A 24,754-nucleotide genomic window follows, 5' to 3' on the forward strand; every position below is an offset into this window, starting at 1 on the left:
CCGAGCCAAAATACTAGCACAACACTTTATCAAAGATTTTGACATCTCTGTAGGTTAAGAAAAGGCACGAGCTATTGACTCCCTAGCTCGCACCTTGATATTTCACCCCAACAATTGACATAGAGCCTTTTTACCCTGCTAACAATAGAGAAAACATGTCTGAAATATTACAAAATTCATTACAAAAAAACGACACCACAAAATTGGGCATCGTCTCTCTGTTTAAAACAGGTCTGAAAATTCATCCTGCACTTTATTCACATCGGCAACTTCCACCGAAAATGTCTCTGTCGCATTCACCGCTTCTTGCACCATCGCCTCAAAATCAATAAAGCTCTCATAACGCTCCACCTTATCTAATTTAGGACGCGTTTTCGGAGATGGCGGCGTGAAAATCGTGCAACAATCCTCGAACGGTTGCACAGAAATATCATACGTATCAATCGCTTGGGCAATCTCGATAATCTCATTTTTATCCATCGATACAACAGGACGAATAATCGGTGTTGTCGTCACAGCATTAATTGCGAGCATACTCTCCAATGTCTGACTCGCCACCTGGCCTAGACTCTCACCATTCACAATCGCCAAACCTTCACGACGCCTGCGCAGTTCATCCGTAATCCGCAACATCATCCGACGCGTCACCGTCATCGTGAAGCCTTCTGGAATCTGCTTTTTAATCATTTCTTGAATCGCGGTAAAAGGCACCACATGCATCTGTACCTGTCCACTATACTGCGCTAATTTTCCAGCTAAATCAACAGCCTTCTGCTTCGCGCGCTCACTCGTATACGGCGGACTATGGAAATGCACCGCCTCAATCTCCACGCCACGCTTCATCGCCAAATACCCCGCCACAGGACTATCAATCCCGCCAGAAAGCATCAGCATCGCGCGCCCAGAAGAACTCACCGGCAAACCGCCCGCGCCTTGAATCGTCTGACACGACAGGAAAATCCCTTCGCTGCGAACATCCACAAGTAGCTTCACATCCGGTTTTTTCACATCGACATGCAAATCATCGATATTCTGCAAAATAAACCCGCCAAGCTCGTGGTTAATCCCATTCGTATCCAGCTCAAACGAACGATCCGCCCGCCGCGCATTCACTTTGAAACTGCCGCCCGCTTGATGCATCGCACGAACAAGCGACAATCCAGCCTGCTTCATCTCCTCCAAATCCTGAGGTACCCGAACCGCGGGACTAAACGACTGAATCCCGAAAATCGGACGCAAACGCTCTAAAATAACCTGATCATCTGCCCCATTTAATAGCAAATACATCCGATCACGCTCTCCAAACACTTTCACCTCTGGAAAATCAGCAATTGCACGCTTCACATTATGCGCTAACTTTTTAATAAACTGTTTCCGATTCCGACCTTTTGTTGATAATTCGCCGTACCGAACGACTATACGATCATATTTCATCATTTCACCACTTCATTCAAATTTTTGATAATCTCTTGTATTGCTTCCATAAAACGTTCTGCCTCAGCCATCGTATTTTGGTAAGACAAGCTCACACGAATCGCCCCAACAGCCTCTTCATCCGTCACTCGCATCGCCTTCAATGTACTGCTAGCAAGCTTGGCACGCGAAGAACACGCACTCGTCGTCGAAACATAAATCTCATATTTCTCCAAAGCATGTACCAAAATTTCGCCACGATGTCCAACGACTGAAAAACAGCAAATATGCGGCGCCGCCTGATTTTTATCCGTATGAATCGAAACCTCTGGGATATTCGCGAGCGCGTCCAGCAAATAGTCACGAATCACTTCTAAATCGGTAACATGCGCCTTCTGTTCTTCCAAGCCAATCCGCAAAGCCTTCGCAAAAGCCACGACACCAGCCGTATTTTCCGTTCCGTTTCGCAGACCAAACTCCTGCCCACCACCGTCCAAAAGCGGCATTACCGAAACATGTTTCTTCTTTATTAAAATACCAGTCCCATTCAGACCATGTATCTTATGCCCAGAAATACTCACCAAGTCAACTCCCGCAACATCCAGTGTCACTTTCGTCAATCCTTGCACATGATCCACATGGAAAAATGTCTGCGGTCGCGCCTTCAACACATCCGCAATCGCCTGAATCGGTTGCACAGAGCCAACCTCATTATTCACGTGCATCACCGACACTAAAATTGTATCTTCACGCAGCGCACTTTTCAAATCCTCCACAGAAACAACACCCGCTGCGTCAACCGGCAACCGTGTGATGTCAAACCCTTGCGCCTCTAAGCTATGCATCGTATTTTGAACAGAGGGATGTTCAATAGCTGTTGTAATCACATGCTTTCCGCGATTGCTATAAAATCCCGCCACACCCTTAATCGCCATATTATTACTTTCCGTCCCACCAGAAGTAAAAATAATTTCCTCAGGCAACGTTCCAAGCATTCCCGCCACAAGAGCCCGAGCCTGTTCGTGCAATTCACTGACCTTTGCACCATAACCATGAAGCGAAGACGGGTTCGCAAAATAATTCGTCGCTACTTTTGCATACGTCTCTACACAAGCATCCAGCGGCTTTGTCGTCGCACTATTATCAAAATAAATCATCCAAAAAGCCCCCATGAATTAATTCTCATTCATTATTCTATCATAGAATCGCCAAATGCGCGCGCACCTTTCGAAAAAAAATCCGGCCGCGAACAAAGAAAAATCGTCCCATCCTACTTACTCGGATAAGACGAAATCTCTCGCTTCATTATTCCTCTAATTCATCCACATTTATCTTCATTTCATACGCCTTCTCAATCTTCTTAAACGCACTCGGCTCCACTTTTTCTAAAGCCGTTACCGCAAGTTCCAGCGCTTTCTTATATTGATAATCATCATAAAAGTGGTCTTCGGCTTGGCGCAATGCGATTGCCAAATCTGGTGTCTGCAAACGATAACGGTTGGCATATTGAATCACATGCTCCACTAAATGGGCATTCTCAATCATTTCATCCGCTTTTTCAGTCAGATGCTCTAAATCCTCTTGCGCCACTTGCCACTCATGGTTCACCGATTTCATATTCAGCGGTTTCTCTTCCAATTTCTGCTCTAACTTAGAAATCGACGCCTCCATGTGCTCACACAGCGCCAAATAGTCCTCTGGCTTACCAGGCAGACGCTCACGATCCAATCTACGGTTCAAATTCAGAATCGCCCGGCGCATTCTATCAGCGTCCTCACGCGCCTCTAACTCATCTTTTCGTAGCGAACGCAATTCTTCCGCAAACGCATCTTGCTCTAGAGAAATCGTCGACACAACAGCATCGATCTCCTTCAACGCATCCTCAGCCGCCGAATACGCAATTTTGACCTCAGAAAGTCGTTCCGTGACAGTCGCTAATTGTTCTTTTTGAAGCTCTAACTGGCTTGCAATTTTCAAGTAGCTCGCTAAATCCTCTTCCGTCACATGATACGTCTGTTTTACTTCTTTGATTTGCTCTGCTAACGCGTCCGATACGTCCAGTTGCTTCTCTAATTTCGCTTCCACCACAATGCGATTTTCCTTCACAAAATGGCGCGCCTCCACCTCATGCTCCAACGTATCGTAAAATAAGTTGATTTCCGTGTGCAGTTCCGCCACACCACTTTCCACGGCTTCTAACTCCCCTGCCACAATCTTACCTTTCAAATCCCTCACTCGGCTGCTCATACGATCCAATTCCGCAGCCAATTGCAATTGCTCTAAATAATAGCCTTGTTGCGCCATTTCATCATAACCCGCCTGCAACTTGCTCATTTCATCCGGTAAAATAACATCACTCTCACGCAGCAAAACAGGAACCTTTTCCAATTTCGCGCCTAACTTCTCCAGATCATGTTGGACATTCAACACCGTTTCCCGTGCCTCCAAATAGTCCCCTTGATCCGTAAGCATATCAAACCGATTCAAATTCTCCGCAATCTGATCCAGCTCGCCTTCCACGCTATGTAACGCGTCACCAAGCTTATAACCATTACTCAAAACCTCACGGCGCAACGTCGTGAATTTGTCCTTTGCCATCCGAATATCTTGCGCATTGCGTTCCTCACTAGCAAGCAGTTCCTTCAATCCTCGCAAAATTTGTTTCATTTGCGTATCGATTTCATGAATCACCTGTTCGACCTGATTTTCCATCTGCGTCGCTTGGCGGAATTGATAACGATCCGTATGTTGCTCCGCGCCAAGAATATACTCTTCCAAGTTAGGGAATAATTTCGTCGCAATATCATCCCACGAGTCACGCCATGATTCAAACAAATCCTCTGTCTGCCCCGTAAGCCTCAACTTCTTCACCTTCGTGAGCTCATCAATCACCGGACGCTCCATCAATTCTATCTTCTGCTCCTCAAGCGCATTAATTCGCTGATAATGCTTTTTCTTCATTATGTATCCAACCGCAAAAACAACGGCTACAATGACCACAAAGCCAACTAAATACCAAACAAACATGTCATTTCCTCCTAATATCCCATTATCTCTATTTTTTAAATCACTTCATTAAGTACAAATGCTAAATCCATGCTATACTAATTCATTATACACATACACTATTCTAACACGATTCCGCTGTATTTGCCTTATTTAAAATCAAAAATTATGAAAAAGTGGTGAAAAAAATGATCGAAATTCCAAAATTCACTGGAACAAAAGCAGAAAACTATCAACTATGCGTCAAACAAGTCGAAGCAATGATCGCTGGTGAACCTAATTTCCTAGCCAACATCAGTAACATCTCCGCCCTGTTAAACCAAGCACTAACCGACATTAACTGGGTTGGTTTTTATTTATACGAAGAAGCGAGCAATCAACTTGTCCTTGGTCCGTTCCAAGGCTTGCCTGCGTGTATCCGTATTCCACTTGGTCGTGGCGTTTGCGGATCAGCTGCCTCCGAACAAAAAACCTATCTTATCCAAAACGTCCATGACTTCCCTGGACACATCGCCTGTGATGCGGCATCCAATTCCGAGATCGTTATCCCAATTGTTCATGATGGAAAACTGGTTGGCGTTTTAGACGTCGACAGCCCTTCCTTGAACCGATTTGACGAAACAGACCAACATTACTTAGAGCAAGTAGTCACTATTCTAAAAGCCTCCATACAATAATGTTTGACAAGAGTAGGTAAACTATACTATACTAGAGAGCGTGTAAAATGCAGCTTGAGTGATGATGAATATGACCGTTGTTTATCCCCGATTTTTTCGTGGTGTATCCTGTAACCTGCTGCTGCAAGGGCGAAGATACATGAAGATAAACTGCACGTATTTGGTTGGTCACACTTGTTTGTTTTATGCTAAAACAAATTTAAAGGAGGAGTCAATCAATGGCTCGTTATACAGGTCCAAGCTGGAAGATTTCCCGTCGTTTGGGATTATCACTTTCAGGAACAGGTAAAGAATTAGAACGTCGTCCGTACGCTCCAGGGCAACACGGTCCGACACAACGCAAGAAAATCTCTGAGTACGGTTTACAACAAGCAGAGAAACAAAAATTACGTCACATGTACGGCTTAACTGAACGTCAATTCAAAAACACGTTCGTAAAAGCTGGCAAATTACAAGGTAAACACGGTGAGAACTTCATGATCTTACTAGAACAACGCCTTGACAACGTGGTATACCGTTTAGGTCTTGCGCGCACTCGTCGTGCAGCACGTCAATTAGTAAACCACGGTCACATTTTAGTAGATTCAAAACGCGTAGACATCCCTTCTTACCAAGTATCACCTGGTCAAGTAATCAGTGTTCGCGAAAAATCTCTTAAATTATCAGCAATCGCTGAAAGCTTAGACGTTGCGGCATTCGTGCCTGAATACCTAACTTTCGACGCTGAAAAACTGACAGGTACATTAAGCCGCCTGCCAGAACGTTCGGAACTACATGCTGAAATCAACGAAGCATTTATCGTAGAATTCTATTCACGTTAATAGCCAAAAACCCTCTGATACCAATGATATCAGAGGGTTTTTTATCACAAAAAAGCCCTGACACAGACATGCCAGAGCTTCTTTTCATACGTATTTTCTCATTGTAATATCGACTACTTCAAAACCCATCTTTTTATACACATGCACCGCCCGCTTATTATGCGCAAAGGCATGCAGTGATATCTCCGTAATTCCTCGTTTCTTCGCATTTTCCTCAAGTAAAACTAGCAAATCACTTCCGAGACCTTTATTTTGAAACGCTTCGAAAATCAGAATATCATAGATAAAATACGTTTTTCCTTCTTGAAAAACCCATAACGTCCCAACAAACTCCTTACCTTGCATTACCTCCCAAAGAAAGTGGTCCTTTGTCGCAACGCCATCAGGAAGTAGTTCCATCGTTGTCATTCTCGCTTTAAACAATGCCTCATCGCGTGGCCAAATTCCTGCATCTGCTTGATCTTTTGCATAACCAACACTAAGCGATTCCGCAAAATCAGAAAAATGTTCTTTCGGCATTGCTACTAAGCGTAACTCCTCAGACATAGCGCACCAAGAAATATTTTTTCTTACCGCGACGAACAATGGTAAAACGATCTTCCACACGATCCGCTTTTGTCACGACTTTCTCCAGATCTTGCACACGTTCGCCATTGATATAAATCGCACCATTCCCAATATCCTCACGTGATTGACGCTTCGATGGCTCAATACCGAGATCGACAAGCCAGTCTACAAGCAATTTCTCATCTTGCCCTGCTTCAAATGTTGGAACGTCTTTAAACCCTTGTTCAATCTCATCGGCCGTCAACACTTTCACATCTCCACTAAACAAAGCTTCCGAAATCTTAATCGCTTGATCTAATGCCTCTTGCCCATGAATAAAGCGTGTCATCTCAGCAGCTAAAGAACGCTGTGCCGCACGACGATGCGGTTCTAATTTGACCGCTGCTTCCAAATCACTGATTTCACCTTGATCTAAGAACGTGAAGTATTTCAAGTATTTCACAACATCGCGATCATCCGTGTTAATCCAGAACTGGTAAAACTCATATGGCGTCGTCTTCTCCGGGTTAAGCCAAATCGCGCCGCCTTCTGTTTTACCAAATTTCGTACCATCTGCTTTTGTCAACAACGGGATGGTTAAACCGAACGCTTTTGAGCCCTCACCTTGTTTTTTACGAATTAAATCAAGCCCCGCCGTAATATTCCCCCACTGATCACTACCGCCAATCTGCAAACGACAATTATAATTTTCATACAACTCATTGTAATCCATCGCTTGCAAAATTTGGTACGAGAACTCCGTGAACGAAATCCCCACTTCTAGACGATTCGCTACGATATCCTTCGCTAACATCGTGTTGACATTAAAGTTTTTACCAAAATCACGCAGGAAATCAAGCACCGTCAAATCCTTCGTCCAATCATAGTTATTCACCATAATCGCACCATTATCACCCGCAAAATCAAAAATCGTTTCTAGCTGACCACGCAGGCTTTCCACGTTTTTATTCACTTGTTCAATCGATTGTAATTGGCGCTCTTCCTTCTTACCACTCGGATCGCCAATCGACCCTGTTGCGCCACCAACTAAAATAATTGGACGATGCCCTTTATTTTGAAAACGACGCAAAATCATAAATGGGATCAAATGCCCAATATGCATCGAATCTCCCGTCGGATCGATACCACAGTATAAAGAAATCGATTCCTTCTCCGTTAATTCACGAAGTCCTGCTTCATCGGTTTGTTGATATATCGCGCCACGCCATTCTAATTCATCAATAATATTCATTTCATTCGCTCCTTTTCCTTTATAAAATTTCTCGCAAAACAAAAAAATCCCTTCCGTCTATTGACGAAGGGACGCAAAATATACGTGGTACCACCCAACTTAGGAAAAAATCTTCCTCGCTTCATTAAGATAACGGCAAAAACCGTTTGCAAATGCAAATATGCTCCAGGATGTAATTCGTCCGCCTTATTTGTACTGGTTTGCAGCGACCACCAGCTCTCTTTTCCACAGGGATAAGCGACTACTTCGTCCGTTCATAGCTTTTCGATATGATATTGTACTTCTATTTTTAACATAGCACTAAAAAAATGTCAAGGCTCTCGCGGGTCGCGGGTCGACAAATGATTAGATTCTAGGCAAAAGCGAGTACCGAAGCGGAATGTACGATTTGTACATGAGCATCGGAATGGAGCTTTTAACGACGAAGATAATCGTTTGTCGACCCGCGACGGTTTGGTGGTACGGGAATGTTTTCATTTTAGACTACGAAATTAGAAAAGCCGAGTAAATCTATTTCTAGACTGCTCGGCTTCGTTTCATTTAACGCGTTGTTCCGCGCATTTTTTCGCTATGTGGTAAGATGACCGTTTTTTCTTCTACTTCTTCGTTAGCCATCAATTTTGTTAACAAACGCATCGCTACCGCACCGATATCGTAAAGTGGTTGAACCACCGTTGACAGTTGCGGGCGTGCCATCAATGTCAATTTTGTATTATTGGAAGTCACGATTTCAAGCTCTTCTGGCACTTTCACGCCAGCATCAAGCGCGGCGTTCAAGACACCCATCGCTAGCTCGTCATCCGCCACATAAATCGCATCAGGTGTTGCTTTCAAACTGCTTAACTGCGCCCAAGCTTTGACACCAGCTTCATAATTATAAGCCGCTTCTAACACGTAGTCTTCGTTAAATTTAATCTTGGCTTCTTTAAGCGCTTCACGATATCCGCCTAATTTCAGCTCGCTGTTTACCGGCTCATCTAACGAACCGCTGATGAATGCTACTTTTTTATGTCCGTTTTTCGTGAAGCGTGATACAGCCTCATAACTTGCTTGTTTATAATCGATGTTTACCGATGCAATCTTGTTTGCAGCATCTACAGAACCCGCCAAAACAACTGGCGCCGGCGAACGATCAAATTCCTCTTGTAACTGCTCAGAAATACGCTCACCCATGTAGATAATCCCGTCCACTTGCTTACCAAGTAGCGTATTCAAAACTTGCAATTCCTTATCTTCATTCTCATCCGAATTGCTCAAAATGATATTATACTTATACATTGTCGCGATATCTTCAATCCCACGCGCCAATTCCGCATAAAAAACATTTGAAATATCAGGAATCATCACACCAACCGTCGTTGTCTTCTTACTAGCTAACCCTCTAGCGACCGCATTTGGACGATATCCCAACTGTTTAATAACATCTAATACTTTCTTTCTAGTCACTGGTTTTACATTCGGATTCCCGTTGACAACACGAGAAACTGTCGCCATCGAAACATTTGCCTCACGCGCTACATCATAAATTGTTATATTCATTCATTTCACTCTCCACATTCATTTATTTTAACGGTTAGCCATATGTAACCATTGTAAACGTACACAATCGTGCCTACACTTAATAATACGATAGTTTTTTTCGTTATGCAATTGTTTTCACTTATTATTTACATTACTAAAAATTCAGAAGAAAGCGTTTCATTTGATTATTTAGTTTAAAAAAACAACAAATCCCCTCACAAAGCCAATGTATTCCCTTACAAAAAACATATACTCTCCTACTATCATCCAGTTTCCAAACGTAAAAAAGTGGTTAGGAAATCATTTCCTAACCACTCTCTGCATATGCTTAACTAAAAATCCGACTCCCCACCAAACCTCAGCGCGGCGACAAATGATTAGTTTCTAGGCAAAAGCGAGTACCAGCGCGGAGCGTACTAAAGTATGTGAGGCACTGGAACAGAGCTTTTAACGACGAAAATGATCGTTTGTCGCCACGCTGACGACTTATTGGATGTTGGATGGGACTAGCTTCGATTTCAAAATCTCTTCCCAGAAAGCATCGAACTCTTTCAAATCCATTTGTTGCGCTGAATCAGATAAAGCTACTGCCGGATCTGGATGCACTTCAGCCATAACGCCGTCTGCGCCAATCGCGAGTGCCGCTTTTGCACATGGAAGTAGTAAATCTTTACGTCCTGTAGAATGTGTCACGTCAACCATAACTGGTAAATGCGTCTCTTGTTTCAAAATTGGAACAGCAGAAATATCTAATGTATTACGTGTTGCTTTTTCATATGTGCGGATACCGCGTTCACAAAGAATAATTTGATCGTTACCTTGTGCCATGATGTATTCCGCCGCACCAACAAACTCTTCAATCGTTGCAGATAACCCACGTTTTAGAAGGACTGGCTTATCTACTCGTCCAACCGCTTTTAGAAGTTCGAAGTTTTGCATGTTACGTGCACCGATTTGGATCACATCGATATGGTCGAGCGCCACTTCAATGTCACGAGGTGTTACGATTTCGCTAATAACGCCAAGACCGAATTCGTCCGCCACGCGTTTCAGAATTTGTAGACCTTCGACGCCAAGACCTTGGAAATCATACGGGCTAGTACGTGGTTTAAACGCGCCACCGCGAAGTAATTTCAGACCTTTATCACGAACAGCGCCAGCAACAGTAGCTACTTGCTCATAGGATTCCACAGAACACGGACCAAACACGAATGTTGGTACGCCATTTCCGATCGGCACGCCATTTACATTCACAATTGTGTCTTCTTTTTTATTTTTACGGGAAACGAGTAAAGCCTTCGAGTTATCATCTTCTTGCAACTCCAAACCAGCTTTAAAAATCTCTTTAAATAATTTCTCAATTGTGCTATCTTCAAAAGGGCCTTTATTCGCATCTGTAATTGCGTTTAACATTTGTCGTTCGCGAACTGGATCGAAACGAATAACACCTTGCATCCCCTTAATTTTGCCGATTTCTTGTACTAAATTCGCCCGTTTATTAATAGCCTCTAAAACCTCGATATTTAAGCTATCAACTTGTGCTCGTAATTCTTCTAAATTTGGATTTCCCATGATTTTGCCACCTCTCCAATTTCCCTGTATATGATTGTACAGTATATTGTATCATTATAGATGAAAATGATTCATTTGTCACCATGCCACTTTTTCACTTAAGCGCTTTTAAGTGTTAAAGCGAATAATATAATTTAATCCTAACATGCGTGACCCATAAATGCAACCCTATTTTCAAAAATACATAAAAAAGCATGTAGCAACCACCGTAAAAGTGAACCGCTACACGCCATTTTACTCCTTAATTCGTTACTTCCATTTCTAGTTGGTGTACCTCAGACCCTGATGCAGTGTAACCAATAACACTTACGCCATCTGTTGTGCGGATTCGTTTTCCTGTTAAACCGCTAAATGTGTATGTGTGCGTAGCTGGATTTAGCGTCGCAACCTGCACGACTCTTCCTTCTACGATAAGTTTCACAGCAGCTATATCTTCACCATATTTCCCTGAAAAACCATCTTTTTTCAGATTTAATGTATCTGGAGCTGTAATCGAAACGCTTGTTAATGGTTCTTCCATTGCTGCCAGTGCTGGGAATAGATTGCTATACTTTTCTAGCATTTGTGACTTAGCAGGCTCTGATAAAAGTTGAATAGCAATCCAGATATCATCTTTGACCTCTGAGTTTGGTGCATTCAATAGTAATGGATTGGCTTCAACTTTTGCTACTGCTTCTTTAATTTTTACTATTAGGATGTCATCTGGATTATTTTTCAGCGAATCATTGGCTAACCCAGTGCTTGTTATAGTAAAAATATTTGTTTTTTGTGCGGTATCAACAATTTTGGTATCGCCAACTACTAATCGCTCTGATTTATCATCCGCTCGCAAACGCTCTGGCTCCGCGTGATAGATGCGTAACTTGTAACCAACTTTGATAGCTACATCTGCCTTATCAACAACTGTATTCGTCCCCGTCATTGATTTTGTGTATACTACTTTCCCATCCGTATCTAATACTTCTATTTTAGCATATAACGTACTTCCAAAGTAGCTATGCGGGGAAGTAGCGCTCGTATTAACAAATAGCTTGCCTTGTTCTAAATCAACCTTAGCCGAAGAAAATACGTGATCCCCAAGACCTTGGAATCGAATGGTTTGGCTTGCTAAATAGCTTGCCGTTTTCGGTGTATATTTAATTGTACATTTATTGGTAGTATCTTTTACATATAGATAATAGTTATCTAACGCATATTTCGCGCTATTTCCAGTTGGAGCATCGATCGTATAAATACCATTCGGCAATATTCCAAGTTCGATATCTTTATCTGTTATTAGAACTTTCTTCACGACTTCTTTTCCATTCTTAACTGTTAAATACTGACCTTTTATTTGTGAAAAATCATCAATGTCAAGGTGTATTGACGCCGATCCAAACAAGCCCGTATGCTCTAATTGCGTAGTATCAACTAATGTCAGATAAGATTCTAATCCTAGCTCTGCTTGCACTTCGCTAACTTTAGCTGCTGGTACAACATCAACAAGTGCTGCTACCGCTTGATAATTGTTCAGGCGGTTCTCTTCTTTTTGCTCCCTGGACATCACACCTTCGCCTGATTCAATGACAGGTGTAAAGTCAAATCCACTTGCTTGTCCATAATATTTCGAAATAAGATCTAGCAAGTAATGATTAGCCGGAGCAAACCCATCTTCATTCGCAATTTTACGGTATTCTTGGTTGAATACGGTGAGGGCTTTATCCCCTGCTTTTTCTTGAAAATTCATTAGGATTCTTTCTTTACTGCTACCGCCCCAATTATTCATTGGCAGTTTATTTATTTTCCAGTCGCGGTTTAAGTTTGCTTCTCGCCCTGCTCTGCTATCCCCGTACATTGTTCCTTTGGCGTATAGTTCTGAGCCTAGGACTCTTCTTTCAAACGTTGCTGCGTATAGGTTATTCCATACTTCCGCTACACCGAATGAAGGATCTGACATAAAAGCACCTTGATAACCATGCCCGATTTCATGTATTCCTCCCCATCCTTTCATAAGAAAAAATACAGCTAATGTATCATTACTTTGACCCGTATGAGGTTTACCATAATATCCTCCGCCAGGCCCATGCGCATTCGCCTTTATGAAATATCTATTTTCAACATTTTTATCCGTGGCATTCGTTGGGGTAAATGATAATCCAGCTAGTTCATTATATATTTCAAACACTTTATTGTAGTAGTTACATAATTCCTCAACAGTTTTAAAATCTTTCATATTCTTCATGTATGCTTTGTCTTTTTTAGGCACTAACATTTGGAAATATCTAGTTTTAAGCATCGCGAACTCCGCATCATTACTATCCCACTTCTCCAAGAATAGTGTACCATCATCATTTCCCAACATAAAATCCGGTAAAGCTTTCATCTTATCCGTTACCTTATACTCGACGATCGGCGCCTCGCTTGTGAATGTCGTTTCAATCAATGGGACTGCCGTATATGCGTGGCTTACCTTCGTCCAAGATGACGTGATAGTGGCATTTTTTTCTTTTTGTGAATCATCATTGAAAAGTGCCATTGTCAAGCTTCCAGTAAATTTCGGATTCACTTGACGAATTTCTAGTTCTACATTGGCTGGTAAAATAATCCCTAAATCTTGCTTATCGTGTCCAATCCCTTTATCCAATCCAGCCTTACTAAGCCAGGTCGGCGTCTCCAATGTGTATAATTTCTTTGTCTTTACTTCGTCAGCCCTTGCTTGCATGGAAAAACTGACACAGGTGATTCCTAATAAAAGTACTAGGAACACTGCCATTTTTAATTTTTTCATCTCAAAACCCCTTTTAATTTTTTGTATGCATTAGTTGTATAATGAATACGATTCCCAGCTTAGCATATCAAAAGATAATATAAAATACATTTTTTCGGTATTTATTCCAAAAAACCTTATAAATTGTGAAGTTTTTGTGACAAACAGATATTTATAGACAAAACAAAAAAGACTGTAAGCAATGTATGTATATACATCACTCACAGTCTTTCAATATTTAGATGTTATTTTTTAAATTCTTTTTTCGCGTCATCAACAATTTTCTCTGTTTTATCTTTCGCTGTTTTTGAAGCATCTTTCACTTCTTCTTTTGATTTATCGGCCGCATGCTTCACGTCATCGCCAGCTTCTTTTGCTTCGGATTTGAACGTTTCGCCTGCTTTTTGTGCCGCTTGTTTGGTTGCTTCAAGACCTGCTGAAGCTGTTTCTTTTACAGTTTTTGTCTGTTTAGAAACTGTTTCATACAGTTGACCTGACTTGTCTTTTACGACACCAACAAAACCTGATGCAGAGTCAACAAGGGCATCTTTTTTATCTTTGGCTACATTACCAATTTCGATACCTTTTTCGTATGCAACATCTTTCCATTGCGAACCTTTTTCTTTCATCACATCTACGTGCTCGTTTAAGTCGCCGCGTAGTTCTTTACCTGATTTCGGAGCTAAAAGTAGTGCCGTTACTGAACCTACGATACCTCCGATTAAACCACCAATTAGAAAATCTTTTACGTTAATTCCATCTTTTCCAGACATATAGTTTCCCTCCAACTTCATTTTATAAAGTAATTGTTTCTTCTTTCGCTTCCGCCGCAGCTTGTTTGGCAGCTTTATTCGCTTTCATCTTATCACGGAATGATAAAATAGAGTTACTAAATGATACGGCTTGTACGATTTTCGTCTCATTTGTATGGACTTTATTCGTCGCAAGCGTTGCTAATTCACGAACAGACTGACTTAGTCCAAGAAGCGATACGCCGATGTCTCCAACAGCGTCGAATACTGGATCTACTTTTGCAACTTTGCCGTTGATATCTTCGAGAAGATCGTTCGTCTTGCTCATTAATTTCTCGGCCTGATCCGTAATTCCTTTGACTTCACCTGTCATTTCTTCAAGTGATTTAGCTACTTCATCCATTGTTTTTGAGGTTGATTTGAGCGTCATACCCAGATAAACCGCAATGACAAGTAGCGCGATTGCAGCAATTAGAGCCGCAATATATAAAATTATCTCCACCTTCTCTACACCTCCACATATATCTGACACTTTACCCCTAATGCGTCTATGTAAAACGACCATTTTTAAAGAACGGGCTATCTTCATTTTAGCAATATTATGCGGAAAAGGAAAGCGAAAAAGCGTAGCAGTCGACAGATGAATTCTTTTTGGAAGCATATTTGCCAGATTTGGAGTAAACTAAAGGGGTGCCGCGAAACGGTGGAAAAAATGAAATGGAGTGATTTTCTTGAAAGATCCACGTATTGAAAAACTAGCTTATAACTTAATCAATTATTCTGTAAGCCTACAACCAGGCGAAAAAGTACTTATCGAAAACTTTGGCGTACAAAAGGAATTGGTAACATCGCTTGTTGCCCAGGCCTATAAAGCTGGCGGGTTTCCGTTCGTATCCTTGAAAGAACCGCAAATTGACCGGGAAATGATGCTGGGCGCGAATCCAGAACAATATGCGAAAATTGCTGAATTTGAAGGCAATGTTATGAAAGAAATGGATGCGTATATCGGCTTGCGTGCAGGTGATAACATCAACGAATTATCAGATGTTCCTGCTGAAAAACTAAAAATAAACGGCGAAACAGTCGGCAAAATGCACACGAGTATCCGCGTAAAACAAACGAAATGGGTTGTTTTGCGTTATCCAAGCGCTTCGATGGCTCAATTGTCAGGGATGAGCACAGTTGGCTTTGAGGACTTCTATTTCCAAGTCTGTACACTTGATTACAGCAAAATGGGCGAAGCGATGGAAAGCCTTGTCACGCTGATGAATCAAACCGATCGCGTTCGTCTCGTCGGAGAAGGCACAGACCTGCGTTTTTCGATTAAAGACATTCCCGCAATCAAATGTGCTGGCCAATTAAATATTCCTGATGGCGAGGTTTATACGGCTCCTGTGCGCGATTCTATCAATGGTACTATCACATACAACACGCCGTCCCCTTACCAAGGCTTCGTTTTTGAAAATGTTTCCTTTACTTTTGAAAACGGAAAAATCGTGAAGGCTACCGCAAATGACACCGAGCGCATTAACAAAATCTTGGATACAGATGAAGGCGCGCGCTTTATTGGTGAATTCGCGATCGGCGTTAACCCATTCATCCATGAGCCGATGCAAGATATCCTATTTGACGAAAAAATCGAGGGTAGTTTCCATTTCACACCTGGTCAATGCTACGATGAAGCGCCAAACGGCAATAATTCAGCCATTCACTGGGATCTCGTGAATATTCAACGTCCAGAATACGGCGGCGGCGAAATTTACTTTGATGACGTACTTATTCGCAAAGATGGCCGATTCGTTATTCCAGAACTTGAGAAATTAAACCCAGAAAACTTAATTTAATCACCAAAAAGGAATCCCATTTTCAGCATTGGGATTCCTTTTTTATGCATAGAAAAAGAACCGTAAACTAGGAAAAATCCTGATTTACAGCTCTCATTTAATCTGTTAATTTACTGCTCGCTTTTCTTCCATTAATTCCACACCTGCGTCAAGAACACTTTCATATGCTGCTTGGAACTTTTGAACATCTCCAGCTCCCATAAAGAGGATGACTGCATTTGGATACGCTAGTAAGCTTTCCGTGTGTTGCTCTTGAATCACGTGATTTCCTTTGGTTTTCGCTGCTAAATCTTGAATCGTTAGTGTGCCACGATTTTCACGGGCAGAACCGAAAATATCACATAAATATACTTCGTCCGCTAAGTTCAAGCTATCCGCAAAACCTTGTAAAAAGGCTTGTGTTCGCGTAAATGTGTGTGGTTGGAATACCGCTACAACTTTGCGATCAGGGTATTTTTGTCTTGCCGCATTAACTGTCGCTCGTATTTCAGAAGGATGATGCGCATAATCATCGACCAACACCTGGTCTTTTTTCTCCGTAATACTAAAACGACGCTTCACACCTTCAAATGTTCGCAATTCTTTAGCTACATCCGCTGCTGGAATCTTCTCGTATTCGCTGACCGCAATGACACTCAGTGCATTAAGTACGTTATGATCGCCATATGTTGGAATGACAAAATTGCCATATAATTCACCGTTATGATACACGTCGAACGTCGAACCTGTCGTCTCTTTAATAATATTTTTAGCTTGGAACTCATTATCTTCTTCAAAACCGAAGTAAACAATCGGAACATCCAGCTCTAAACGACGCAATTGCTTATCATCACCTAGGGCAAAAACAGCCTTTTTCACTTGTTTTCCGAATGATTCGAATGCACTGAAAACGTCATCCTCGCTCTTGAAATAATCAGGATGATCCCAATCAATGTTCGTCATAATAGCATATGTTGGGGAATACGCTAGGAAATGACGCTGATATTCACACGCCTCTAACGCAAAATATTTAGCATCAGGGTTACCTTTTCCGGTTCCATCGCCAATCAAATAAGACGTTGGGCGCAACTCTTCTAAGACATGAGAAAGAAGACCAGTCGTCGATGTCTTCCCGTGCGAACCAGTGACAGCGATACTCGTGTAACCATCAATTAATTGTCCTAAAAATTTGTGATAACGAATAACAGGTAAACCCATGTCCATCGCTTTCTTAATCTCTGCGTGATCATCCTTAAACGCGTTCCCAGCAATGATCGTCAAGCCTTCATGAATGTTATCCTCGGAAAACGGTAGAATTTCAATACCATCGTCTTCTAGTGCTTTTTGTGTAAAGAAGTATTTCTCAACATCGCTTCCTTGCACACGGAAACCTTTATCAAACATAATTTGAGCCAGTGCACTCATACCTGACCCTTTAATCCCAACAAAATGATACGTCGTCATTAATTGAACCCCCAGAATTTTAATCTTTGAAGAGGTAGCCTAAAAAATAGTGTGTTGCCGATCTAAAAAAGCAGTTTCATTATTTTTATTATTTCTAGACATCTTCTCGTATTACAAGTTTAAACGTGTGTTTGCTGTTCATCTACGTTGTGACCGAAAAATCTCACTAGGTAATTATAGCACTTTCTCGCCTATTAAGAAATCCTTGTAGGAAATTTATATCCAAGGACTTATGTTTTTACGCTTTTATACGCAATAAAGTAGATTTTTATACGCTAATAGAACTACTGATGTATTAATTATCACGTATCTTTTCTAATTGCTCTCTGGTAATAATAACATCCCGAGGCTTAGATCCATTTGTTTCTGAGACAATGCTGTGCTTCTCTAGCGCCTCCATCAATCTCGCGGCACGATTATAGCCAATTCGGAAATGACGTTGCAAAAGCGATGTAGAAGCACCATTTTGTGCCAGTACAAAATCGCACGCTTCATCAAACAAATCATCCTCTTCTTCTTTCGCAATTTCACGCTCTAAAAGCTCTTCTTGTTTAAAAAGATAGTTTGGCTCGGCCTGATTACGCACATGAGCAATGACAGCATCAATTTCTTGATCACCAACATACGTTCCTTGCAGTCGAACAGGTTTAGAAGATCCGCTCGGCAAGAACAGCATGTCCCCTTTTCCAAGTAACTTCTCGGCTCCACCAGTGTCAATAATCGTTCTGGAGTCGATTTGCGAGGATACAGAGAACGAAACACGCGTAGGGATATTTGCCTTGATGAGCCCCGTAATAACGTCTACAGAAGGCCTCTGCGTCGCGACAATCATATGAATCCCGCAGGCTCTGGCTTTCTGTGCAATACGGCTAATCGCTTCCTCTACGTCATTCGGCGCAACCATCATCAAATCAGCCAATTCATCGATGATAATCAAGATATACGGTAATTTTTCGCCGGAATGTTCTGGATGGGAAGAATATTCGTTAAATTTCTCCATATTTCGAACACCTGCATGCGAAAATAACTGATACCTGCGTTCCATCTCTTCTACCGCCCATTTTAGCGCTGCCGTTGCTGCTTTGGCATCTGTAATAACTGGGCTAACAAGATGCGGAATACGATTATAAGGCGCAAGTTCGACCATTTTCGGATCGATAAGCAATAATTTCAGCTCATCCGGCGTAGCTTTATAGAGCAGACTAATAAGCAGCGAATTAATACACACACTCTTACCAGAACCAGTTGCTCCGGCGATTAATCCATGCGGCATCGTTTGCAAATCCGTCACGATTGGCATACCAGAAATATCGAGTCCAAGCGCCGCTGTTAACGGAGACCTACTCGTTTGGAATGCCTGACTATTCATAATTTCTGAAAGCATCACAGGTCGGCTCGTTTCATTCGGAATTTCAATACCAATCGTGCTTTTACCTGGGATTGGCGCCTCGATTCGAATGTCTTTTGCAGCGAGACTTAGCTTGATGTCATCCGTCAAATTCGTGATTTTGCTAACCTTTACGCCTTTTTCTGGCTGCACCTCAAAACGTGTCACCGCAGGACCTTGCGTCACATTAACGACCTTGGCAGATACGTTAAAGTTCTCGAGCGTCTCATTCAAAAGTTCTTCTTGAAACGCCAACCACTCCTCGTCCTCATTTTCAAAGACAGGTGGTTTTAGTAAATCTAAGGATGGGAAATAATAGCCACTTGCATCTTCTCTCAGATGTTGTTCTGTGGGGAAAACAGGAGCTATTTCCGGTTCTTTCACTGCCACTATCGCTGGTTCTTCAACAACTTCTTTTTTCTGCTCAACATGTTGCTTATCTTGATTCACCATCATCACATTAAAAGGGATTCGCGTTTTCGGAGGCGTACGTTCTGGTTCTTCCACCTTTTCAGGCTTCGGCGCCTCGTGAATGAGTTCAATACGTTGCGACACAACCGGAATTTCTTCTTGTTGCAAAATGTCCTCTTCCTCCACGACAGGCGAAATCATCTCTACTTCCTCTGTTTCTTCTAAAACATCAGATGCGTTCTCGACCTCCAAATCCGCTACAAACTCAGATTCAATTTCTTCCTGTTCCGATTCTGCAACCGCTACTAGATCGTCTATCGCATCGTAAACAACATCACTCGTTTCTGGTTCTTTTGTGATATCAAACTCAAAACGACTTGGTCTTTTTTGGAAAGCGAAAACTGGAGAAGGGACATCTGTCGGTCTGAATGGTCGTTTCTTCTCAAATTTCGGCGCCTCGGTGTTCGACGAATGGACTCTCGGTGTTTGGCGCGGTATCGGTGCTTTATGTAGCGCTGGTTTTACCTCTGTTTGTTTTTGTCCATCAGGAATGAGTGGAAAGCGAAACTCACCTTTTGGATATTGGAACATGACTTTGGCGTGGACTTCGCGCTTTTGTTTCGTTGATTGTGTATTTCCACGTGGCACGTTTATCGTTTTCTTTACTTCATTTACAGTTGCTAATTGAACTGGTGGCGCTGTTTCTGCCTCTTTTTTCGGCTTAGCCACCTCTACTTCTTCATACTCCGCATCCCGATCAGCGAAGAAAAATTCTTTGAACCATCCCATTACTTATCACTACCTATTATATTTTTTAACCGTTTCTTAAACTGATTCTAACAGAGAAATTTAGATAAAGCTATCACGAAAGTGCGATACAAAAGAAATTAGATCAAAAAATGGCGAAAAACGGCTGTATACAAGCGTTACCGCGCGCATAACTTAAACTTATATTTCGTTCCACTTCCAATAAAAGAACAATATAATCGCATATTGTATACGATTATCCAAAAAAATAAAACAGCTTTCCGATAAAAAAGCTGTTTTATTTAATATTTAGAAGGAAACAGGAAATGCGGCGCCAATCTCATAATCAGCATCAAGAACCATAATTCCTTTTTCTTCCGGCGCATTCGGTATCGCTAGCTCACGTGCCGCACAGATCATACCAAACGAATCTTCCCCGCGCAGGTTCGACGGTTTAATAATCAAACCACTCGGCATCACTGCGCCAATTTTTGCAACGACTACTTTTTGTCCTGCATCAACATTCGGCGCGCCACATACGATTTGCACTGTTTTATCTCCCAAATCAACTTGGCATACGTTTAACTTGTCCGCATTTGGATGCTTTTCCTTCGACGCCACGTAACCAACGACGAATTTAGGAGAAAGGTCTGCTTCAATCACAAAATCAAAACCATTATCCGCTAACTCCTTGTTGATAAACGCCACATCTTCAAGCGTTAATGCAACCTTGCCATTTGCATCAAACGTGCGCTTTTTCGATACTTCGAAAATATTAATCGCAACCGTTTCGCCAGTTTCCACATCAAAAATACGCGTGACATTTCCTTTTGATTCAAAATCTGTTTTTTCTACATCATTGAGGTGGACTAAAAGCGTGTCCCCTACTCCTTTTTCGTTATAAAATGCATTTACAATCACGTTAACTACTCCTTTGGTCTGTTTTTGGCCATAATAAAGATCGGTTCTAGTTTACCATCATTATACACGAGAGGTAAAGAGGTAATTGGCGCGAGTCCGTCCGCAAAAAACTGCATCGTCATGTGCGCCAACACATCATAGCCTGTATTATTCCTAATATCCGCAATAATTAGCACGTCCTGATGCGGCACAGCAAGAACCATTTCACCTTCGATTCGCGCACGCATTTCCTCTAAAAACGGCTCATTCAAAATTCGACTCGCATCATAACCATCATTTGTTCGCACGAAATAATAATCATTACCACTCACAGAATCTTTTTTCGTCGTCGTCACCCGTGTACGCAGATTCGCAAACGCCGCAAGCCTGACATCGTCCACCGTCACACCCGTGTTTTCCAAACTTTCTTCCTCAATAAAGCGATACGAAGCACCAACATCCACTACGTAAAAAATCGCCGTCTCAGCCGTGTGTTGCTCCGTCAAAAGCGCCTTCCCATCTTTGGTTTTCTGTGGGAATGACGTCGCCCGAATAACCGGATAAACATTCGGCAAACTCGCCTGAATATCCATCTTGTGTTGCGATGCTTTTAGACCTTCTTCGACATAATACACGATTTTCTCAACCGCCACGTCCGCCTGCTCTTCCCAATTCGCAATAATTTGCGGGATAGACAGCGTAATCGAATTGCCCGCTTCCGTCACTTTTAGCGTGTCCTTCTCCCGGTCATAACGAAACGCCCGATCAGCACCAGCAAGCTCTTTTTCAAGTCTTTCCTTCATCTTCATCGTCGTCATTTTCATCGCGTTGCCCTCCCCTCTTCCTTATAAGGCGTCAATAAAATCCGTAATTTCTTCTTTCGTTTTGCGATCCTTGCTTACAAAACGGCCAATCTCCTCACCATCTTCAAACGCTAAGAAACTCGGAATACCGAAAATCGCCAAATCAGCGCAAAGATCAATAAACTGGTCGCGATCCACATGCAAAAATGTAAAATCATCATGTTCTGCCTCAATTTCAGGCATCACCGGCTCGATAAATTTGCAATCCCCACACCAATCCGCACTAAACATAAAAATCGTTTTACCATTATTTTTCAACTCATTAAATTCTTCAACTGTTTCTAAATGTTTCATCACGCACTCGACTCCTTCTTGTTCCTATTCATCTAATCCTAAAGCCCCCGCGAAAATTAGTAAAGAATTACGCTCACAAAAGTTGCTATCTAGCGCATTTTCTTCTATCATAACTAGAAAGGAGGCGTTTTTTGATGGACTATCATATTTATTTAGCAGGTGAAATTCATTCGGATTGGCGCGATCAATTGCGAGCTCATTTAAAAGAAAAACCAGGAATCCACTTCCACTTTTCTGGACCGCAAGAAAATCATGATTTATCCGACGCAATCGGTGAACAAATTCTAGGAGAACAGCCGAACGCCATTTACAAAGATTTACAAGCCTCAAAAATCAACAACTTACGCACCGAACTACATTTGAAAAAAGCAGATTTAGTGATTGCCCTATTTGGCGAGAAATTCAAACAATGGAACACCGCAACAGATGCAGCCACTGCCATCGCGCTCGGCAAACCAACTATTATCATCCGACCAGAATCGCTACATCACCCGTTAAAGGAGCTCTCTGAGAAAGCAAATGTCACCGTAGATACGATTGAACAAGCAGCACAAATTATTGATTACATTTTTGCATAGTTTTTTCATGAAAAAGCACCTCGTTAACGGAGGCGCTTTTTCGCGTTCACTTGATCTTTCCAATACCACATAAAGCCGAATCCCAAGACAAGCACGCCACCGATAAGCGTTGTCAGAATCCACCCGAGCTCTGTTTCTTTCAAATAAGGAATACGCAAGAAGTACCCTACTAAGAAAACAAGCGCCGAGAGGAACATGATGCTCCCCGTCAAAATGACAGGATGCCGCCATATCTTTTTAAGCATTGTCACGAATCGTTTCCCATGTTGTTTTATCAAGCGCACGAACGATCGTTGTAATCATTTCTTTTGCCGCTGCGTAATCATCTATGTGTAAAATCGAGTTAGAAGAATGGATGTAACGCGCTGGAACACCGATAACCGCGCTCGGAATCCCACTATTAGACGTGTGTACTTTCCCAGCATCCGTCCCACCTGGCGAAACGAAATATTGATACGGGATTTTGTTGGACTCCGCTGTATCTAGCAAGAATTCACGCATACCGCGATGCATAATCATCGTCCGATCAAAAACTCGCATTAAGAAACCCTGCCCAATTTGCCCGAACTGCGTCTTATCACCCGTCGTATCATTCGCTGGACTCGCATCAAGCGCAAAAAAGATATCTGGCTGAATCATATGCGCACTAACACCCGCACCACGAAGCCCAACTTCTTCTTGTACATTCGCGCCTGCAAACAGCGTATTTGGCAACTTATCGTCCTTCACTGCTTTTAAAAGTTCAATCGCAAGACCAACGCCGTAGCGGTTATCCCACGCTTTTGCCATAATTTTTTTCGGGTTAGCAAGCGGTGTAAATTCTGCAACTGGAACGATTTGTTGTCCAGGTTTCACGCCAATTGCAATCGCATCTTCACGATCATCTGCTCCAATATCGATTAACAGGTTCTTCGGATCAGTCGGCTTGCTACGTTCCGCTTCCGTCAGTAAATGCGGCGGAACAGACGCTACCACACCAATAACCGGACCATTCGCCGTAATCAATTGGACACGTTGCGCTTGCAAGACTTGCGGGTTCCAGCCACCAAGCGTTTGAAAAGCAATCATTCCATTATCCGTTATCCGCGTAACCATGAAACCAACCTCATCCAAGTGGCCTGCAACAAGTATTCTCGGGCCATCTTCCGCGCCATGACGCACACCAAAAATACCACCCAAACCATCTTGAATGACTTCATCCGAGACAGGCGTAATTTCTTTTCTCACAAAATCCCTTACAAATCGTTCATTCCCAGAAGTACCCGGCAACTCCGTTAATGTTTTAAATAACTCCAACGTTTCTTTTTCCACTTATAATCAGTCCTTTTCGGTGATATCCCTAGCATTATACCACTTTTAGAAACGTTACGTCTAAGAATGTGGCTAGTCAAATCAGCAAACTCCGATGTAAAGGCTTTTATATTTTTAGTTTAGAGGGTATAATAAGACACAGTAAAGCTATAAAAGAGAATACAAGTAAGTTTTAGGGAGGCAAACAATGAACTGGAAAGTATTTATCACAGGTGTTGCAGCAGGAGCAGCCGCGGGTCATCTTATTAACCACTACCTACTAGAGCCAAAGACCATTTCAGGCGATGTAATTCTTGAAAACGTCAAAGAAGCATTCAAAAAAGAGGGGCCAATCGAAGGCTCGTGGATTCAACTAAAAAAACAACATTACAAAAAATTCGCGATGGATACATTCGTGTACCACGGCGGCATCACAGCGATTCGCGACGGCGAGAAGAAGCAGTTCGAATTTATCGCAGATGCGACGACCGGAACTGTTATCGACGTTTACTTAACTTAATAGAACATGCGAAACTGCAGGCCAATTGTGCGCCTGCAGTTTTTTGGCTCTATGTCAATTGTTGGGGTGAAATATCAAGGTGCGAGCTAGGGAGTCAATAGCTCGTGCCTTTTCTTAACCTACAGAGATGTCAAAATCTTTGATAAAGTGTTGTGCTAGTATTTTGGCTCG

At 42.2% G+C, this 24,754-nt stretch carries 22 protein-coding genes and 1 other annotated feature; of the genes, 5 read left to right on the forward strand and 17 right to left on the reverse strand.

The window, feature by feature from the left end:
• Nucleotides 1-222 precede the first annotated feature (222 nt).
• The 3 genes from thiI to HPK16_RS15875 form a co-directional block, all read right to left on the reverse strand.
• Complete coding sequence (thiI, locus tag HPK16_RS15865) at nucleotides 223-1,434, reverse strand: tRNA uracil 4-sulfurtransferase ThiI (protein ID WP_181677883.1); 1,212 nt, start codon at nucleotides 1,432-1,434, stop codon at nucleotides 223-225.
• Nucleotides 1,434-2,570, reverse strand: coding sequence for a cysteine desulfurase family protein (locus tag HPK16_RS15870; protein WP_181677884.1), 1,137 nt, complete (start codon nucleotides 2,568-2,570; stop codon nucleotides 1,434-1,436). Before HPK16_RS15870 ends, thiI begins: the two co-directional genes overlap by 1 nt.
• A 148-nt stretch (nucleotides 2,571-2,718) precedes the next feature.
• The gene (locus HPK16_RS15875) at nucleotides 2,719-4,440 is read right to left on the reverse strand and encodes a septation ring formation regulator EzrA (RefSeq protein ID WP_181677885.1); all 1,722 of its coding nucleotides are present in this window, start codon (nucleotides 4,438-4,440) and stop codon (nucleotides 2,719-2,721) included.
• Between the two features lie 167 nt (nucleotides 4,441-4,607).
• Between HPK16_RS15875 and HPK16_RS15880 the strand changes: the two genes are divergently transcribed.
• Nucleotides 4,608-5,096 carry a GAF domain-containing protein gene (locus tag HPK16_RS15880; RefSeq protein WP_181677886.1) on the forward strand — a complete coding sequence of 163 codons (489 nt, stop codon included), beginning with the start codon at nucleotides 4,608-4,610 and terminating at the stop codon, nucleotides 5,094-5,096.
• 218 nt (nucleotides 5,097-5,314) lie between these two features.
• Nucleotides 5,315-5,917, forward strand: a complete 603-nt coding sequence (gene rpsD / locus HPK16_RS15885; protein WP_036072475.1) for a 30S ribosomal protein S4 — start codon at nucleotides 5,315-5,317, stop codon at nucleotides 5,915-5,917.
• Between the two features lie 84 nt (nucleotides 5,918-6,001).
• Here the strand turns inward: rpsD and HPK16_RS15890 are convergent, their stop codons facing one another.
• The 7 genes from HPK16_RS15890 to HPK16_RS15920 all read right to left on the reverse strand — a co-directional run bounded on the left by HPK16_RS15890 (nucleotide 6,002) and on the right by HPK16_RS15920 (nucleotide 14,808).
• The gene (locus tag HPK16_RS15890; protein ID WP_181677887.1) at nucleotides 6,002-6,436 is read right to left on the reverse strand and encodes a GNAT family N-acetyltransferase; all 435 of its coding nucleotides are present in this window, start codon (nucleotides 6,434-6,436) and stop codon (nucleotides 6,002-6,004) included.
• Between the two features lie 19 nt (nucleotides 6,437-6,455).
• The gene (gene tyrS / locus HPK16_RS15895) at nucleotides 6,456-7,715 is read right to left on the reverse strand and encodes a tyrosine--tRNA ligase (protein ID WP_181677888.1); all 1,260 of its coding nucleotides are present in this window, start codon (nucleotides 7,713-7,715) and stop codon (nucleotides 6,456-6,458) included.
• Nucleotides 7,716-7,779: 64 nt separating this feature from the next.
• Nucleotides 7,780-7,982, reverse strand: a binding site (T-box leader).
• Nucleotides 7,983-8,255: 273 nt separating this feature from the next.
• Nucleotides 8,256-9,254, reverse strand: a complete 999-nt coding sequence (gene ccpA, locus HPK16_RS15900; RefSeq protein WP_036072480.1) for a catabolite control protein A — start codon at nucleotides 9,252-9,254, stop codon at nucleotides 8,256-8,258.
• A 468-nt stretch (nucleotides 9,255-9,722) separates the two neighbouring features.
• Entirely contained in the window at nucleotides 9,723-10,808 is a 1,086-nt protein-coding gene (locus HPK16_RS15905) for a bifunctional 3-deoxy-7-phosphoheptulonate synthase/chorismate mutase (protein ID WP_181677889.1), read from the reverse strand.
• A 241-nt stretch (nucleotides 10,809-11,049) separates the two neighbouring features.
• Nucleotides 11,050-13,575 carry a putative mucin/carbohydrate-binding domain-containing protein gene (locus tag HPK16_RS15910; RefSeq protein ID WP_181677890.1) on the reverse strand — a complete coding sequence of 842 codons (2,526 nt, stop codon included), beginning with the start codon at nucleotides 13,573-13,575 and terminating at the stop codon, nucleotides 11,050-11,052.
• A gap of 224 nt (nucleotides 13,576-13,799) precedes the next feature.
• Nucleotides 13,800-14,327 (reverse strand): YtxH domain-containing protein, encoded by a 528-nt coding sequence (locus HPK16_RS15915; protein WP_181677891.1) that lies wholly within the window; start codon nucleotides 14,325-14,327, stop codon nucleotides 13,800-13,802.
• Between the two features lie 22 nt (nucleotides 14,328-14,349).
• Nucleotides 14,350-14,808 (reverse strand): DUF948 domain-containing protein, encoded by a 459-nt coding sequence (locus HPK16_RS15920; RefSeq protein WP_036079392.1) that lies wholly within the window; start codon nucleotides 14,806-14,808, stop codon nucleotides 14,350-14,352.
• 229 nt (nucleotides 14,809-15,037) lie between these two features.
• Between HPK16_RS15920 and HPK16_RS15925 the strand changes: the two genes are divergently transcribed.
• A complete protein-coding gene (locus tag HPK16_RS15925) occupies nucleotides 15,038-16,150 on the forward strand; it encodes an aminopeptidase (RefSeq protein ID WP_181677892.1) in 1,113 nt (370 codons plus the stop codon).
• A gap of 105 nt (nucleotides 16,151-16,255) precedes the next feature.
• On the opposite strand, the gene murC is transcribed toward HPK16_RS15925, so the two are convergent.
• From murC to HPK16_RS15950, 5 genes are all read right to left on the reverse strand, one after another.
• Nucleotides 16,256-17,593, reverse strand: a complete 1,338-nt coding sequence (murC, locus tag HPK16_RS15930; RefSeq protein ID WP_181677893.1) for a UDP-N-acetylmuramate--L-alanine ligase — start codon at nucleotides 17,591-17,593, stop codon at nucleotides 16,256-16,258.
• A 295-nt stretch (nucleotides 17,594-17,888) separates the two neighbouring features.
• Nucleotides 17,889-20,180: a DNA translocase FtsK gene (locus HPK16_RS15935; protein ID WP_181677894.1), complete on the reverse strand. Its 2,292-nt coding sequence runs from the start codon at nucleotides 20,178-20,180 to the stop codon at nucleotides 17,889-17,891.
• Nucleotides 20,181-20,447: 267 nt separating this feature from the next.
• Nucleotides 20,448-21,059 carry a YtpR family tRNA-binding protein gene (ytpR, locus tag HPK16_RS15940; RefSeq protein ID WP_181677895.1) on the reverse strand — a complete coding sequence of 204 codons (612 nt, stop codon included), beginning with the start codon at nucleotides 21,057-21,059 and terminating at the stop codon, nucleotides 20,448-20,450.
• A 5-nt stretch (nucleotides 21,060-21,064) separates the two neighbouring features.
• Entirely contained in the window at nucleotides 21,065-21,862 is a 798-nt protein-coding gene (locus HPK16_RS15945) for a DUF1444 domain-containing protein (protein WP_181677896.1), read from the reverse strand.
• Nucleotides 21,863-21,883: 21 nt separating this feature from the next.
• Nucleotides 21,884-22,195: a thioredoxin family protein gene (locus HPK16_RS15950; protein ID WP_181677897.1), complete on the reverse strand. Its 312-nt coding sequence runs from the start codon at nucleotides 22,193-22,195 to the stop codon at nucleotides 21,884-21,886.
• Nucleotides 22,196-22,329: 134 nt separating this feature from the next.
• Here HPK16_RS15950 and HPK16_RS15955 point away from each other — a divergent pair, with 134 nt between their 5' ends.
• The gene (locus tag HPK16_RS15955) at nucleotides 22,330-22,773 is read left to right on the forward strand and encodes a YtoQ family protein (RefSeq protein ID WP_181677898.1); all 444 of its coding nucleotides are present in this window, start codon (nucleotides 22,330-22,332) and stop codon (nucleotides 22,771-22,773) included.
• Nucleotides 22,774-22,796: 23 nt separating this feature from the next.
• Here the strand turns inward: HPK16_RS15955 and HPK16_RS15960 are convergent, their stop codons facing one another.
• Nucleotides 22,797-23,024, reverse strand: coding sequence for a hypothetical protein (locus HPK16_RS15960; RefSeq protein ID WP_425487945.1), 228 nt, complete (start codon nucleotides 23,022-23,024; stop codon nucleotides 22,797-22,799).
• Nucleotides 23,011-24,084, reverse strand: a complete 1,074-nt coding sequence (locus tag HPK16_RS15965; protein ID WP_181677899.1) for a M42 family metallopeptidase — start codon at nucleotides 24,082-24,084, stop codon at nucleotides 23,011-23,013. The genes HPK16_RS15960 and HPK16_RS15965 overlap by 14 nt, the downstream gene beginning before the upstream one ends.
• A gap of 187 nt (nucleotides 24,085-24,271) precedes the next feature.
• Between HPK16_RS15965 and HPK16_RS15970 the strand changes: the two genes are divergently transcribed.
• Nucleotides 24,272-24,583 carry a PepSY domain-containing protein gene (locus HPK16_RS15970; protein WP_036089047.1) on the forward strand — a complete coding sequence of 104 codons (312 nt, stop codon included), beginning with the start codon at nucleotides 24,272-24,274 and terminating at the stop codon, nucleotides 24,581-24,583.
• Nucleotides 24,584-24,754: the final 171 nt, after the last annotated feature.

Source organism: Paenilisteria rustica (assembly GCF_013820765.1).
Lineage (GTDB): Bacteria > Bacillota > Bacilli > Lactobacillales > Listeriaceae > Listeria_A > Listeria_A rustica.